At 62.9% G+C, this 16,722-nt stretch carries 6 protein-coding genes; 3 read left to right on the top strand and 3 right to left on the bottom strand.

The features are described from left to right. Window positions 1-5: 5 nt before the first annotated feature. Together ACZZ0A_RS09330 and ACZZ0A_RS09325 are read right to left on the bottom strand one after the other, a co-directional pair. Window positions 6-893 carry a Dyp-type peroxidase gene (locus ACZZ0A_RS09330; protein WP_095113410.1) on the bottom strand — a complete coding sequence of 296 codons (888 nt, stop codon included), beginning with the start codon at window positions 891-893 and terminating at the stop codon, window positions 6-8. A gap of 184 nt (window positions 894-1,077) precedes the next feature. Continuing rightward, window positions 1,078-2,175, bottom strand: a complete 1,098-nt coding sequence (locus ACZZ0A_RS09325; protein WP_463542925.1) for an AraC family transcriptional regulator — start codon at window positions 2,173-2,175, stop codon at window positions 1,078-1,080. A gap of 211 nt (window positions 2,176-2,386) precedes the next feature. Here ACZZ0A_RS09325 and ACZZ0A_RS09320 point away from each other — a divergent pair, with 211 nt between their 5' ends. From ACZZ0A_RS09320 to ACZZ0A_RS09310, 3 genes are all read left to right on the top strand, one after another. Next, a complete protein-coding gene (locus ACZZ0A_RS09320) occupies window positions 2,387-3,334 on the top strand; it encodes a SphA family protein (RefSeq protein WP_463542924.1) in 948 nt (315 codons plus the stop codon). Window positions 3,335-3,589: 255 nt separating this feature from the next. Beyond that, the gene (gene relB / locus ACZZ0A_RS09315) at window positions 3,590-3,784 is read left to right on the top strand and encodes a type II toxin-antitoxin system RelB family antitoxin (protein WP_123375043.1); all 195 of its coding nucleotides are present in this window, start codon (window positions 3,590-3,592) and stop codon (window positions 3,782-3,784) included. Then, window positions 3,765-4,052, top strand: a complete 288-nt coding sequence (locus ACZZ0A_RS09310; RefSeq protein WP_311196930.1) for a type II toxin-antitoxin system RelE/ParE family toxin — start codon at window positions 3,765-3,767, stop codon at window positions 4,050-4,052. Before relB ends, ACZZ0A_RS09310 begins: the two co-directional genes overlap by 20 nt. A 51-nt stretch (window positions 4,053-4,103) precedes the next feature. Here ACZZ0A_RS09310 and ACZZ0A_RS09305 read toward each other — a convergent pair whose 3' ends face one another. Continuing rightward, window positions 4,104-16,622 (bottom strand): filamentous haemagglutinin family protein, encoded by a 12,519-nt coding sequence (locus ACZZ0A_RS09305; protein WP_463542923.1) that lies wholly within the window; start codon window positions 16,620-16,622, stop codon window positions 4,104-4,106. Window positions 16,623-16,722 lie beyond the last annotated feature (100 nt).

Below are 16,722 nucleotides of genomic sequence, written 5' to 3'. Positions count from 1 at the left end.
TCCTTTTAGCCGATGCGCAAGGCGCGCAGATCGAGGTGACCGTCCTTCAGCGGCGGGCACCAGTAGTAGCCGCCAGTGATCGGGCGGCTGATGCGATACAGACCATCGGTGATGCCGTCTTCCAGACCACTCATACGGCGCAGTTGCGCTTCGAAGGCATCCAGCGAAAAGCCAAAAGCAAGGAACATCAGCCCGGCGCGATCACCTTCGATCCACGGCATCGAACGACGCACGACGAACGCTTCCGGGGCGAAGCTTTCCTGCGCGGTGCGTTTGACGTGGGCGGAGACCGGGGCGTCGTCGATCTCTTCGTTGTCGCTGAGGCGACGGCCCATGATGTTGTCTTTGTCGTCGGCGGACAGCTTGTGGAAACCCTTGAGGTCGTGCTGCCACTGCTGGATCGCGGCGAAGCTGCCACCGACCATACCGTCAGCGCCTGCGCTTTGCAGGGCGGCGGCGATGGCCGCTTCGTCGTGCGGGTTTTCGGTGCCGTCTTCGTAACCGGTGAGGTCGTGGCCGTCCTTGTGGCGGAAGGCTTCCTGCATCTCGACCAGACGCAGGGCCGGGGCCAGTGCGGCTTCGAGAGCGTTGCAACGGTTAAGCAGTTCACCACGGTCGACGCCGTGCAGCCAGACCCACAGTGCGTGCTGGGTCGACGGGTTTTCGACGCCAACGCCAGTCATGGCCGGAAAGCTGCGCAGGCCGTCGATCTGCACGTTGAGGGCCTTGGCCAGGGATTCGCCGAAACCGACCACCGCCGACTGGCCGTCTACCTGATTGATCAGGTTGTCGATCGCCTGCGGCAGCGCTTCCACCGATTCAAGGGCGAAAAACAGATGACGTGCTTGCGCAGGAACTGGGGTGGCGAGAATGCCCGGCTGGTAGTAACTCATGTGAACTCCTTGGGAAAGTGCGCGGGAGTTTACCTGTGACCGGAAGGTTTGTGGGGGTTTGGACGCAAGTCAAAAGCCCCTCTCCCTAGCCCTCTCCCAGAGGGAGAGGGAACTGATTCGGGGATATTAAAGATCTACACCGACTTGAACGTACATCGGTGAATCCATAATCGACACAGATCTTTCAGGTCGATGCATGACTCAAGACACTACGGTCGGCCCCCTCTCCCTCCGGGAGAGGGCTGGGGTGAGGGTTGGCGTCATTACGCCAGGCGCTAGGGCTCAGCCCCGTCCAACGCTTGAACGCTCGGCGAAAACTGCGCACATCGCTGTAGCCCACCTCTTCGGTAATCCGCTCGATCGGCATATCAGGATTGGCCAGCAAACTCAGGGTCCGCGCCTGCCGCACCTGCTCCAGCAACGCCTCGAACGTCAGCGCATGCTCAGTCAACCGCCGGCGCAAGGTGCGGCTGCTCATATTCAAATCACCAGCAATCTTTTCAATGTGACTGCCACTACTCAGATCCCGCGCAATCGCCCGTTCCACAGCCTGAATCAGATCAAGCTTCTGATGCACCTGCGCCGCTTCCAGCTCCAGCAATGCCACCGCCTGACGCAACGCCAGCGAATGATGATTGGGCAGATTCACATCCAGCCATTGCCCATCGATCAGCATGCGATTGTGCAGGCAACCGAAGCGCACATCCGGCCCCAGCAGGCGGTGGTATTCGCTCAGATAATCCGGCGCGGCGTGCACGAACTCCACGGCAATCGCCTTGAACTCAGCCCCTGCCAGCGCGCGGCCGTACACCAGCAGACTGGCGAAAAACTCCTCGACTGCGAACACCTGCACATCAGCGAACGGCAAGCGGCATTCAGCATCGAGATGCACCTGGCCACCGACCACATCGACGCTCGACACCACGATGCCGCCCGAGGTGTGCTGATGCCGAATGCCCAACGCAAAAGCATCACGCAAGGTCTTGCACAGCGACAGCACATGCCCGAGCAGGCCCAAAGTGCCGAGCACGTTCTGCGCCCCGACCCACAGGCCCAAGCCCTGATTAGGCAGCACTTTAAGTGCGCGCTGAATCATCGCTACGGCTTGGCGATAGGAAATCCGCTGCGCCGGATCCTGCAGGTCTTCAAGGGTAAAACCCAGCCCACGGCACAGGCTCTGGGAATCGATGCCCCTGCTCTGCACGACTTCGGCGAGGGTTTGCAGGAGGAACGGCGAGACCAGCGCCAGTTCGAAGGTCGGGTCTTGGACTTTTACGTTCATGGGGGCTGACATTCCGGATCACGCTTGATTGTTATTTTTGTAACCGGTTGTGTCGATGGAAGTTAGCACAAGGTTTACGGACTGTCCGCAGATGCCCCCCTCATTGTCCGCCAATACCCTGCCCCAACGTACGCCAAACGCTTATTTCTAGCGTACCGGCGCTGCGAGCGACCGGTACCAGGTCCCAATCACAATAATAATGAGGACAGTCATGAGCCAGAACCGTGCAACATCCATCTTGCCGCTCGCCCTTTTCATCGCGGGTTGCACCCTGACGTTGCCCGCCCTTGCCACCGAAACCGGGGTCGACAACATCGGCACCGGCACCGACGGCTTTTTCATGCTGCCGCTGGAAGTCGACAGCCTTCCGGAGAACATGGTCGCGTTCAACCTCTACTACAACCATTACAAATCGCGAAAGCTCAACATCAGCTCGTTCGGCGGCAAGGTGCCGAATGTCGAAATCGAATCCACCGCGGTGATTCCGCGCCTCGATTATCTAAGCCCGGTGCGGATATTCGGCGGGCGCCTGGCCGGTTACATCGCCCAGCCGTGGTTGAAGCAGGAAGTCTCGGTGTTCGGTTTGAGCGACACCCGCGAAGGCATGGGCGATACCACCATCGCGCCGATCATTCTGTGGGACATGGGCAAAAACCTGACCCTCGGCGCCGCCGTGGAGATCACCGTGCCCACCGGTGAATACAGCGTCGATCGGCTGGCCAACACCAGCAACAATTTCTACACCTACAAGCCGCTGTTCTCCTTCACTTGGTTACCGACGGACAAGACCGAAGTCTCGATGAAGACCACCTACAGCTTCAACGAGAAAAACAAGGATACCGACTACAAGTCCGGGCAAATCTTCCACTTCGACTATTCAGCCAGCTACAAGATCACCGACGACTTGATGCTCGGCGTCAACGGCTACTTCCTCAAGCAGACCACCGACGACAAACAGTTCGGCCACACCGTGCAGTTTGCCGGGCAGGACGTCGATGACGGCGTGCGCGGCAAGGTCTTCGCGATTGGTCCGGCGTTGCACTTCACCTTTCTCAAGTACGCCAGCGCGGAGATTCGCTGGGCCAAGGAATTTGATGTGGAGAACCGGCCGGAGGGGGAAATGTTGTGGGCGAAGGTGAGTATTCCCTATGCGTTCTGAGTGCATTTGTAGGAAAGCGCACCTGGATTTGTAGCCTGAAAACCCGAAAAACGCATAGGTGGAATACGCCTACAGCGGCGGTCGAGATTACCGGACAACGGGGGGAAACGTCTGGCAGATTTAAAGGGGGGCGCTTGCAGATACTGGGCTCCGTTATCCCATGGTTCCTCAAGGGCTCATGGGGTGCATCGTCTGCCAGTGACGACAATGGGCCATTCCCCCCTTAGACTGCTGAGATTGATCATGGAGATCACTATGAGCATATTACTTTCCCCGTTTTACTCTGACTTCGAATCCGAAGAAGAGGCCGAGAGCTACGATCGCTGGTTTCGTTCCAAGGTGCAGGCTGCACTGGACGATCCTCGCCCGGCCATTCCCCATGAGGAAGCCATGGTGCGGCTCGACCAATTATTAGAAGAGAAACGCAAGAATCGACGCGCTGCCGCTTGAATGGAGCGATCAGGCTCTGGACGATCTGGCTGACATTATCGATTACATTGAACAACACAATTCCAACGCTGCAGCGGCTCTGCAGCACAAGGTGGGTGCAGCAACGCAAAGGCTCTCATCAATCCCTTATGGTTACAGATCCGGTCGAGTGCCAAGCACTCGGGAAATGGTGGTCAATTCAAACTATCTGCTGATCTATCAAGTGAACGGGCGCATCAAAATACTGACGTTAGTCCACACCAGACAACAATACCCACGAACCTCATAAATATAAAAAAGGGCGACCAACCGGCCGCCCAAACGTACTACACGAGAGTCTTTACAACGTCAGTTGCCCACGCTCCTCTTCGGTCAACTGCTGTTTCGCCTGTTCATCCAGCGCCCCGGCGCCCAACACCTGCACCGGGCTGTTCGGGTTGTAACCCGGGGCCGGGGCACGGCTAGCGCCATCGCGGGACGGCGCAAGCTGTTCGTTGCCGAAGCTCAACACCTGCACGGTGAACACCGACGCCTGATTCTGTCGCGCCGCCGCTTGCTGCTGACGAGCGACGTCCTCCGCCGCTTGCGTCGCCGACGATGCCGCCGAACTGGCCGACGTGATCGCGCCGGTATTCACCGCCGACACCACCGGCACACCGGTCGCTTTGCCCTGCACCGAAATGTTCGCGGCGTTGACCACCGTCAGCGCGGCGATGTTGACGTTGCCCGACACACGAATCCCCGCCTCGCCCGCATCGATGGTGCCCAGCGGCGCGATCAGGTCGATGTCGCCCGGTGCCACTTCGGCGATCGGGTTGAGCGTGGCGATACCCGCGCCGGTGCTCGGCACCGACGGCGACAGTGTGACGTTGCCCCAAGTGTCGTAAACGCGTTTCGGCGGGGTGTAGACCACAGTGGTTTTCGAGCCACGACCGGCGTTGATGTCGCCCTCGGCCGACCAGCCGAGAATCGAGCCGCCGAACGTGGTCATGATCCGGCTCTGGCCGAGCAAAATGCTGCCCTGCGAATAGAGCTGAATGTTGCCCGAACCCTGAGTGATGATCCCTGCGGTGGACGGTGGCGCCGCGCCTTCAATACCGAACACCTGACCGCCACCCGGCGTGAGCATCTGGATGTCGCCGCCGAACAGGGTCTTGACCCCTGCTCCGCCGTACAGCGTGATGTCGCCGTCGTAACGGATCGGATTGCCCGCCACATCAGTGGTCGGGAACAGCGCGGCAATGGCGTTGCGACCGCGTAGATAACTGCCTTTACGCGGGCCATCGACATCGTTGTACTCCAGGCCGCCGGCGCGCAGCTCGGCGAAGTACACCTGCCGCGCGAAGATCGCCTGCTCGGCGCTCGGCAGCGCGGCGTAGAACGCTTGGGCCTGTTCGTCACTGCCGTTAAATCCATAGCCGAGGGTCAGCCAGCTCTGCAGTTCGTCGAAGTAGGTCCTGACCACTTTGCCCGGTTGCGCACTCAACGACTGGTCAGGGTTGGCGAGGTTCTGGCGATTCAGATAATGCGCGATAAAGCGTGAGTAATCAGGCCCTTGCGCGCCCACACCCGCCTGCATGACCACGCTGGCACCAGGGCGGTTGTCACCCGCCACTACCGGCCCGATGCTGGTAATACTGGCGCGGTCCTCCATCAGGATATTGCGCCCGGCATTGATGTCGAGAACGCCGGGACCGGCGATGTCGAAGCTGCTGTAGAGAATGTCGCGGCCCGCGGATACCCGCGAAATATCTCGCGGATCGTTATGCACGAACAGGTTGCCGGTCGACGCAATGCTTTCGCTACTCGGCGAGCCCATTTCGGCGTTGGGCACGATCGTTGGCTGGCCGAGGAATGTACCGGACGCAACGATGTCGCGCCCGGCCAGCATCGACACCGGGGCCGCCGCTTCGTACCAGGTGCGTCTGGACAGGTTGAACGTCAGCGTTTCACCGCTGCGCACGCCCACCAGATCCCCGGTCAGGGCATAGAAACGTGCCGGTGCCTGCACATCACTCAACCCCGAGTAACTGTTGGGCCCAAAGGCAAACAGCGGATAGCGCACATTCTTGTCCGCTGAAACACCGTCACTGTTCAGATTCGTCATGATTGGCGTCGCCGACGTACTGCTGCCGTAGCCATTGAATGCGGGAGCGAACGGCGTGGCGATGGCCAGTGGACTGGCGCCCGACTGGTTGATCGCATAGCCGCCGGCATAGATCGAATCCTGCGCCAGCAACTCCAGTTGCCCTGCATTCGACGGCGCCAGCAGCAATGAATAACTCGTTGCCGGCACTACGCCGCTGCCTTGGCTGTACACCGCTGACGGCCCGGCATAGATCGAGCCTTGCGCAGCCACTGCGCGCAAGATCGACGGATAGACAAAGCGCCCGTCGGTCGGCGAGGTATTACGCGCAGTCACGGGACCTTGCCCGGTGGTTTCGCCCAGTTGGGTGCTCGGCGTCAGATTGCCGCCCGCTGAAAACAGGTCGATCGCGGTGTGATCGGTCCACAACGAGAAGCCGCTCAAGCCGCCGCCGTCGTGTACGACGCCGTCATCGGTGGTAAACGGCGTAGAGTTCTGCAAGCGTACCCGGCCCGGGTCCGCCGCCCCACCCAGCACCAGATCGCCACGGGTATTCAAGCTCATGGCCGAGTCGCCCGGGATCAACACCAGGCCGCCGGAAGCGCTGCCCAGCGTGGCCGTAAACGGATCGTACGGGCGGACTTCACGAACATCCTGAACGGGAGCGGCAGCGCCATACTGAAGATTGATACCACCCAGCGCACCCCCGGTCAGTTGTGCGGCACCGCGCAGGTTGATCAACGCACCTTGCAGATCATGTTGCGCAACACCGACGCCATTTTGTCCCGCCCGGGCCTGCAGCGATGGGTTGACCGAGCCACCGACACGGATGTCCATGTCGCCGCCGCCGGTCAATTGCAGAGTGCCGTCGCTGCCCACACGTCCGGTGCTGCCGACTGCCACGATCAAGCCCTGCCCACGAGGATAAAGGTTGCTGTTGCCGCTGCCGCCCATGGCCTTGAGCATGCCGGCGTCAGCACCGGCGCGCAGGCTGATGTTGCCGCCACCCAACGTCCCGAAACCGGTGAACCCCACCAGGAAGGGGCCAGTGTCGACGCTTTGATCCGGCAACGGCTGAGTCGCGTAGCTGCCGAAGTTGATCCACCACGCCGTCGGCACATCGCTGCTGCCGGTGCCCTGACGCCAGAGCCAATTGCCCACGGCCACACTCGGCACCTGTTCCGGGGTATCCATGTTTTGCGAGTACCCGCGGCGACCCAGCACATCGCCGGAAATCGAACCGCCGGCATTGATCGTCAGGTTGCCACCCATTTGCGGGTACCAGGCCTGATACAGGCTGTCGTTGCCACTGACCCATTTTTCGTAATCGCTGCCGCCACTGCCCAGCACCGAGCCGTTATCCGACAGGCGTCCGCGCGGCTGGTTGTACAGCGGATCGACGTCCTGCGACTGCGTGCCGGCGGTGTACACGCCGAACGGTGAATCCATGCTCAGATCGCCCGCGGCGAGCACGTCCAGATCGCCGGTGCCGGTGCGCAACACGCTGAACATTTGCGTGCGGGTTTTGACGGTGATGCCCGGTTTGTTTTCCACGCACAGTTCCGGGAACGCACCGCACCAGGCCGCCACGTCATCGTCGCTCATCGGGGAGCCGGCAGGCATGCCCAGCCAGTTGTCCGGCGCCCACGCCCAACGCGGCGCCGGCACGCAAGAGTTCGGCGCCCAGTCACACCAGTCTTTCAGGTCGTCAGGCACTGGCTCACCGGGAGTAAAACCACCCAGGTTGCCGTCGCCCCAGACCAGCGTCGGCGGTTTTTCCGTCACCTTCAAGCCGTAGTGGGTGTCGGCCAGACGCAAGTGCCCATCGCTGGAAAGCGGCTTGATCGCGCGGCTGTCCGCCGCACTCAGATCCGCACCCGCCACCACGCGCATCGACCACGACGCACTGCCGGCCGGCAACATGCTTGCGACTGCCCAGTTGCGCCCCTGTTGCGTGCCGCTCAACGGTCGCAACTCAATGAACGCGGTGCCGTCAGCCAACACGACATCAGTCATCGACGGGATCAGCGAGCCACGCAACAGAGCAAGCGAACCGCTCAGGCGCACGCCCTTGATCGCGTTGGTGCCCGCCTCGACGTTGCCTGGCAACGGCACGCCTTTGGGCCAGCGCACGGCGCCGATCGCCGTCACGTTGTTCAAGCGGATGCCCGCGCCAAGGCGACTGCCCGCCGGCAAGGTCACGCTGTCGGCAAGCAACGTACCGGCGGCGTACAACAACTGGCCCGTCGCATCGTGTACCGCAGCGGCCAGCACTGTGCCTGCGCCCAAGGTATACGGTCCGGCCAGGGTCGCCTCGGTGGGCAACAGGGTCCCGGCGGGCAGCGTCGCGGCTTGCAGCGGCACGTCGTAGTTCAACGTGACACCGGCCGGGAACAGCGTGCCTTCGGCCAGGGTCACGCCCGCCGTCGGCACGATCAGGTCACCACCAAACGGCTGGATGCCCGGCAAGAGTTTCCAGCCGGCATCGTCGACGGTTTCCGGCGGCGGCGCGAAGCCGTCGTTGAGGCTGCCATGAATATCGAGGTTGCCGCCGGCTCGCATCACCAGACTGCCCGCCTCGCCCGAACCGTACACAGCGGTTTTCTGCGTATGCGGATTGAGGCTGGCATAGCGGTAGCCGGACAAGTCCACATCGCCCTGCACCACCAGATCGCCGTCGGCGGTTTTGCTGGCGATTTCCACGCCCGGCCGTAAATGGAACGCATCGGCGTAGGTGGCATTGTTCAGCCCCGCCAGCTTGTTCTGCAGCAGGTTGCGGTTGGCCAGCGCCGCGTCGATGAACGCACTGCTGTCAGCATGGATGCGGTCGAAGTAGGCCTGATCGATCACCTGATACGGCCGTCCGCTGGCCGCCGGGTCGACGCCGTCGGTGGCATCGGTATAACGCCGCGTGGCGTTAAGGCCAATCGACCGTGCGCCCTGAATGCTCAGCGCCCCGCTGGCATCAATGGCGATGTCATCGACCCCAAGACGCGGCGCGTTCAACTCCAGCGTGCCGCGCAACAGCCCGTCGGACTGCCCGGGCAAGGTGCCGCGCACGGCATCGGTGCCATGACGCAGATCGATCCGCGCACCGGCGCCAAGGGTCAACAGACCCGCAGCGGAATTGAGCTCAACCGTCGCCCGGTTCGGCGCGTCGATGATCTTGCCGTAGCTATCGACCCGCAGCACACGACCATGGGCGTCGAGCACGGCGTTGCCGGCCAGAGTCAGGCCGTTTTGCGCCGACAGGCGAATGTTGCCGACCCGCTCGCCGCTGGCATCGATCAAACCCGCGACGGTCAGGCTGCCGTTGTCCACCGAGACGTTCACTTCGCCAGCCTTGAGTCCGTCGCCAATCAGCAGATCACCCTGCTTGAGTTGCAAGCTGCGACTGCCGAAGACCTGACCGGCATTCAAGCGCTGGTTGAGGGCGGCAAACTGCTGACTGGCATCACCGTTCAGGTGCTGGGCGCGGATGTCCACGCCTGCGGATTTGTACGGCACCCACGTGCCGCCGGCATCGTAATGGCCGCTGCTGGTTCCGAGGATCTGGCCTTGCAGATCAACCATGCCCGCATCGCTGGCCAGCGCGACGGCACTGAGGGTGCCGGCCTGATTGTTCTGCGCCGAGAGGTCGATGCGCGAACCGGCGGCCTGACGAATATTGCCGTGGCTGCTGTACAGCGCCACATCGCCGCCCCAGCTGTACTTGCTGACATCATTGAACGGCAAGGTGCGGCCGGCCATGTCCACAGACGCGCCATCGGCGAGGGTCAGATCGCCCTCGGATTTCACCAGCAGTTTGCCGCTGGCCAGGGTGATGCGGCTGTCCAGCGCGATGCTGCGGGCATCGAGCGTCAGTTCCGCGCCCAAGGCATTGGCGGCCGCTGGCGTGCCGGCGCCGGTGAGCGTCAGGTTGTTGCCGGCCTTGAGCAGGTTTATCGAAGCGGCCTCGCCCGTCAGCAGCGGCGTGCGCAGGTTGAGATTGCCGCCGCTGTAGACATAGCCCTTGACCGGATCGTAAACGCCCTGTTCCTGGTACACCGCCAGGCTGCCCTTGTGATTGGCGGTGATGCGCTCACTGGCGCTGAGGTTGACGTTGGCAAAACCCAGCGCCAGCCGATTGTTCTGCTCCAGACCGCTGGCCTGCGGATTGGGGCCGTAACCGAATTCGATGCGCTGCGCCTGAATATCGAGGGTGCCGCGGCCCGTGCCGGCGCCGCCAGTGATGACGGCGCCGGGATCCTGGCTGGCGCCGTTCCAGATCAGATTGGCGGTGCGAATGGACGCCACGTCAGCGCTTTCACCCAAGCCGTAAATGGCTGGCGTGGTGAATATCAGATTCTGCAATTTACTCACGCCCGTCTGCGCGTCCAGCGTATCGAGGCTGACGTTGCCGTAAAAGTTGAACGCATCGCGGCTGGTCAGGCTCAAGGTTTCCAGCGCGGGCGCACCCAACTGCGTATCGCCGCGCAACAGGCGATCGAGCACACTCTGGTTCAGCGTCAGACCGGTCGGCACGCGGTTGCCGGCAGCGCTCAAGGCTTCGGCGCTGCCAGCGTTGACGGCGCCGACAGCCAGGGCCAGATGGCGGGTGCCGAAGCGTACCGACTCATCGAGTTCAAACTGCTTGTCGGTGGCGGCGGTAATGCTGCCGTTGGAATAGAGCAGCGTCGGGTTGGTGCAGACGGTCGTCGGGCACTTGCCAATGCGAATGTCGCCCGCACCGGAAGTACCGTCCGCTACCGCTGGCGCCAGGACGTTGGTCCAACCGTTCGACACCATCAGCAGCGCGGCCGCCCCCGGCTGGTAGATGAAACCACTGCTGGAGTCGTACGGCGCGTTGCCACGGCCCAGGGTGTTGATCCCCGAACCGGCTTCGAGGGTAATGCCACCATCGCTGCGGGCGATGCGCAACAGCACCTCGGGCGCCGACAACATCGCCCCCTCGCGCAGGGTGATCGACGTCGTGTAGCCGGTGAACGAGATGATATTGCCCGCGCCGCTGTAATCGATCAGCGGTTGCGCGCCGAGGGTCAGGCGCCCGGCATTCAGACCGTTGAGGCTGTCGGCATACAGCGACACGCCAGTGAAACCGTCGGTGCGCGAATGCCCGGCGCCGAGAATTTCAAAGTCCATTGCCCCGCGTACGGTGGCCGTTCCGACCACCCCGCCGGCGGCCGGGGCGAATAACGCGCGGCCGTTGAAATCCAGGGCAACGTCCTGCTCGGCGCCTGACATCAAATACAGATTCAGCGATTTGCCATCCATCGGGGCCAAGGCCCGGGGCACGCCACGCCGTGTCGCGTCACTCTGGATGAATTGGCTGAAACCGGTCTCGTTGTACTGCGAATAACGGCGCAGAACATCCGCAGACGTCAGAATGACCTGGCTGGGCAGGCTGTTACGCAGCCCGGTGTTGGCAATCGACATCTGCCCCGAACGGGTCCACGAACCATTGCGCATCTGCAACGCGTCGTTGCTGACGCCTGCTGTGGCCTGACCATTGACTTCGACCCGGAACGCCCCGGGCAGCAAGGCAAAGGTCGAGGGCAGCAACGTGTAGGTGCCCGCCGCCAGACCCGGCACGCCGGCACCGAGGGTAATCTGCTGGCCGATGCGCGGATCGACCGCCCCGGCCTCGGCGAGCATCGGCGCGTAGGCACTCTGATTGCCCGGCACGATGGCGTACACCGGATTGCTGGCAAGGCCCGGCAGGCTGAAGGTGCCGTCATTGGCGTTGCGCACCAGCGGGTTGTAGCGGGCATCGGTGGAACCGCCGCGCCCGGAGACAAACCCGGCGCCGCGCAGATCACCGCCACCGGACAGATCGATCAGCGCGCCGCTCTGCACATCGACGTAGCGCGAGGTCAGCGTCACGCCGGCGGTATCCGCACTGATGCCCTTGAGCTGAACGGATTTGCCAGCGTAGCGATAGTCGATGCCGTCGGTAGTTCCGCCATATGGCATGAGCAACCCCGCGGCGCTGACCGAAGTCACGCTGCCTGGCAGCAAATGCAGCTCGCGGGTATTGACCACCGTCTCACCGCCAAGGCTGATCATGCCCAGCGGTGCGCGGATCACCCCACCTTGTTCAATGCGCCCGGCCGCCAGTGTCAGGTTGCCAAACACCGAATACGGCAACGCGGCCGGTGCGGCCCCGCTGCTGCTGATGCGCAAGGTGCGAGCCGGATCGGCACCGGGAATCACGCTTTGGTAGCCCACCCGCACCTCAGCGGTGACATCGCTGGCAGGATAGATCTGCGCGGCACGCAGGTTGAGGTCGCCCGGTGTCCACAGTTCGGTTTTCTCGACATAACCGGTCGGCGCCAGAAAGCGCAGGTCACCACGGCTGTGCAGGGAGACCTGATCAAAGCCACGACGCGTCACCTGCAAATCCGCACCCGTGAGCTGGACAATATTGCCCGCGGTACCGAACGACAGGTTGTTGCTCAGGTCCAGTTGATCCGCACTGGCATTGAATTGCCCCATCGATATACGCGTTGTCGGCGTGTTCATCACCCGTGGCCGAAGGTTGCCCGGCGCCTCGAAATACTTGCCCGTCCCCGACAGACGCAGGTAGGGCGCAGACAGGTCGATACGCGCATTGTCTTGCGCGCCTTCGGTCAGCGAAATCGCGCCGGCAAACAGGCTCAGGCTTTGCTGCATGTGCAGATTGACGTCACCGTCGAACGACAGCAGGCCGTTGCTCAGCACACTCAGATTATCGAACCCGCCAGCCATCAACTGGTCGGCACTCAGGCGGGCACGCCCGTATTGCAACGCGGGCGCCGCTTCACCCGGTTGCACATCGGCCGGCAACAGGGCGTCAGCGGTTTGCTGGCTGATGATGATTTCGCGCGGCACGCGCACCTCATTGCTGGCATCACTGCGCAGATAACTCGGCGTCTCCAGAGCGATCTCCAGGCGCCCACCCGCCGCGCCGACGCCACCGGCCGCCGCGCGCAGGTCGCCGTCGATGAACAGGCCGTTATAGGAACTCAGGGAAATTCGCCCGCCGTCCGTAGCGACCGCCGTCGGCCCCTGCCCGGCGATATCCAGCAGCGCCTGCGCACCGGAAGCGTCAAGCCGCGCGCCATTGCGCACGACGACATAGGCATCGGCCGCCGTGGCGGTGGCCTTCTTCGCATCGGTTTCACCGCCAATGATGATGCTGCCGCCCTTGCCCACCAGCCCATATACCCGGCCCAGCGCATCCACGCCCGTGGCAGCGCGCCCGGCGACATCGAGCACGGCGTGGTCGCCAATCCAGATCGAGCGGTTGTGGGCATTTTTGTCGGCGACTTGCGAGGCCTCGGCGACATTCATCGAGCCGAACTGCTGCTGGCGAATGTCGATGATGCCGCCCCAGGCATTCAACTCACCGTCGACAGTAATCTGTCCGGCGCCGCGCACATTGATGCTTTGCCCCGGGTCGACACTGATGCGCGAGCCCTGGCCAAGGGTCAACGCATTACGCGCAGGATCGCTCAACGCCACCTCGCTGGAACCGGCCTGCAAGCTCAGGCTGGCACCCGCGCGTTGCGTCAGTTGCGCCTTGGCCGGATTGTCCTGATAGAGCGTCGGCGTCCACAGTTCCAACGCCTGTTGCGGGGCGACACCTCTGGCCTGACTGGCTGCCGCGTCAGCAAACCGGTAAACCGGCATCAGCACGTCGATCAGCGTGTTGTCCGCAACGTCCAGGCGGTTGAGCCCGATCAGGTTGTAGGCTGAAAAGCCCTTGTCGAACAGATCCGCTTGCAGCTGCAAGGTATTGTCGGCGAGGTCTTTGTCGGTCTGGCCGATCAGCACGTTGCCGGCCTGAATCAACAGGCTGCCGCCGCCCGTCACACCATAGCCACGCAACTGGCCAGCGAGGCGCAGATGACTGTCACCCGGCGCTGACAACGCACTGGACTCCAGCGTCATGTCGCCGCCCTTGCCCCCCCGAGTCTTGCCGTTGGCCAAGAGCGCGCCGCCGGAGGACACGTCGAGCAGGCTGCCGGTGCCGATTTCGATGTCGCCGCTGCTGCGGATCGAAATGACGCCACCGTCCAGATACGCAAGACTGCTCGCGTCATCCGGGTCAGTGCGCAAGTTGCTCCACAGCCCCCGGGTGTCCAGTTGCACCTTTTCCGCCACGCGAACACCCGTGGTCGTGCCCGCAGGCGCAACGATGCGGGTATCGGTGACACGGTCGGTATTGAGCTGGTTGAGCACGTTGCCCACATGCAGGCTGCCGCCCCGTGCAATCAGGTCGGCGTTGACCTGCACCTGCGGCGCGTAGAGGGTGATATCGCCACCGTTGCCGACCGTCACGGCGCCGTCCACGTCGATGCGCTCTTTGGCGGCGACTTTCAGCGCGCCCAGTTGCCAGTCACTCAGTTGTGCAGCATCGAGAAACAGCTTGCCATTGCGCGCCTCGGACACCACGCCGGTCAGGCCCGCGTCCGCGTCATTGTCGCCGAGCGGACGCTCAATGCCGATCTGCACCTGATCGAGCAACGGATTGAGGCCATAGAGCACGCCACCCGCCGCCGCGACGTAGGCGGCATCGTAACCACCGACGATCAACTGCCCGCGCCGCGCGAGTGCGGTCTGACGCTGCGCGTAGCCATCGAGCACGGCACGCGGCGCCTGAGTCTGGCGCTCGCCCTGATAAACCTCCCCCAGCAGTTGCCCGTCGAGCAGCGCGTTACGGGTGCCGATCACCAATTGCCCGGCATCGCGACCCACGGTGTAGCCGGCCTCCAGGCGCTTGGTCGGTGCGATCAGCGGGTTGTAGTAATAGCTCGTCTGACCCCAGCGTTCGCTGCTGTCTTCATAACCGTTGTATAGACCGCTGTAGAGCAGATCGCCCGGCGCCTTGGACAATTCGTAGAGATGCCCGTCAGCCCCGCGCAACCAACTCTGGCGAATCTCGCCACTTTGCACATCGAGCGTGCCGCCAGACAGGTTGATCAACGAGCCCTTCTCGGTCACCACGTCATTGCCGGCGAAATTTACCGTCCCGCCCTGGGCCATCCATTCACCGATGCTGTGCCCTTGGGTGCCAAGGTAACCACCGACTTCGAGCAGACCACCTGCTGTGTACCAGCGATCCGTGGCGTAACCGTTGGTGCCGGCGGGCACGTAGACCAGCTCACGCACGTCAACCCAGACGTCGTTGCTGTTCAGCGCACCTTTGTCGCGGTTGCCCGAAGCGTCGCGCTGTTCGTTGCCCTGCACATTGATCTTGATGCTGTTGGATTCCATCGCGACTTTCACGCCGATGGCGCCGGAAACGTCGATCAGCGCACCGTCGCGCACCAGGCTGCGACGCTGCGCGGCCACCGCGATTTGTCCGCCCGTGGCCAGGGTAATCGAACCGTTCTGGAACTCGACGCTGCCACCACTCTGGATGTCGATGCGCGACTGATCACTGCGAATCGAATTGGTCGGGGTAACGGCGGTCAATGCGGACTGATGCTGGCTGTCGAGGGCCGTGAGGTCACTGCTGTCGAGCATGATCGCCGTGGCGCTGCCCTGCCCCAGCGTCACGCTGCCTTGGGTGTCCGTTGCCGGGTTGAGCAGATGAATCGTGCCGCGCGTGGCGACCGATGTGCTGGCGAGTAATACGCCGTTTTGCACGACCTCATGGCCGGTCAGGGTGATGTCGCCGGTCGCGGCCTGAATCAGACCGTTGTTGCTGACCTTGCCGGCAACGCTGGCGGCTTTGAAGCCCGGCGTGACTTCGTTGCCGAACGTCGTGGAGAAGCCGTTGCCTTCGGTGCCCGCACCCTTGCGAATGTAAAAGCGATCCCCCGCCCCCAGCACGGTCTGGCCCTTGGCGGTGTTGATGCTGCCGTCGTTCTGCACTTCGCTGCCCAACAGCAAGGCATAACCGCCGGCGTCGGTGGACTTCGCCGGTCGTGCGGTTTCGATGGACGCCCCGCGCTCCACCAGCACTTTGCCCGCCGCGTCGGTGAACGTCGGCTGGCTGGCGCTGCTGTCGAAATACAGGCCGCGATCACGGAACTGGATATCGGTGATGTTGGCGGCGGCTGCCACCAGGTTGCGCACGTTGACCTGACTGGTGCCGCTGAAGACGATGCCGTTGCGGTTGATCAGCATCACCGTGCCGTCGCCCTTGATCTGCCCCTGAATCTGACTGGCCCGTGCACTCGGATCGTTGACCCGGTTGAGCACCGCCCAATTCGCTTGCTGGGCAAATTCAACGCTGGTGTTACGCCCGACGTTGAAGGTTTCCCAGTTGAGAATGGCTTTGTCGGCGGTTTGCTCGATCTTCACCGTGGTCTTGCCGTCGGCCTGAGTCTGTTGCGGGCCTTTGGCGTTCTGCCAGCCCTGGGTAAGGCTGTTGTCGACCTTCAGCCCCCCCTCGGCCAAACCGTCCGGAACAAACTGCACCGAACCCAATGCTGTCGCGCGTCCGGCCGCTTGCGCCGCTTGCTGTGCAGCAATCGCGGCGACGGTGTTGTTCAAGGTCTGAATCGACCGCTGCAGCTGTTGGTTGGCCTTCTGCTGTTGCGCCAGCGGCGGCGTCATCCCCGGCAAACCGCCGGTGCCGGGCCGTGCAGCGCTCGCCTGCTGCGCCGCGCCCTTGGCGGCAAACCATCCCGAACTGAAAGCAGTGGCCGCCTCGGCGCTGCCCGCCACCAGACACAAGGCAATCGCCTGCGCCAACGGCTTGAGCAGCCACAGCGCCGGATCGACGACAAGACGCTGTTGAGGCTGGACACGGGTACTGCGACGGGATGGGCGAGCGAGCATCACTACGAGATCCTTTTGAGTTGCCACACGAGGCCGCAGGTCGGGTGGACCCTGCTGTTATGACGTAGGCGGTTGGCGAAGGCCGCGACCGAACGGATGT

The sequence above is a fragment of the Pseudomonas sp. AC242 genome, assembly GCF_979258655.1.
Note: the sequence above shows the minus strand (reverse complement) of the source record. Positions and strands in the feature narration are given on the sequence as shown.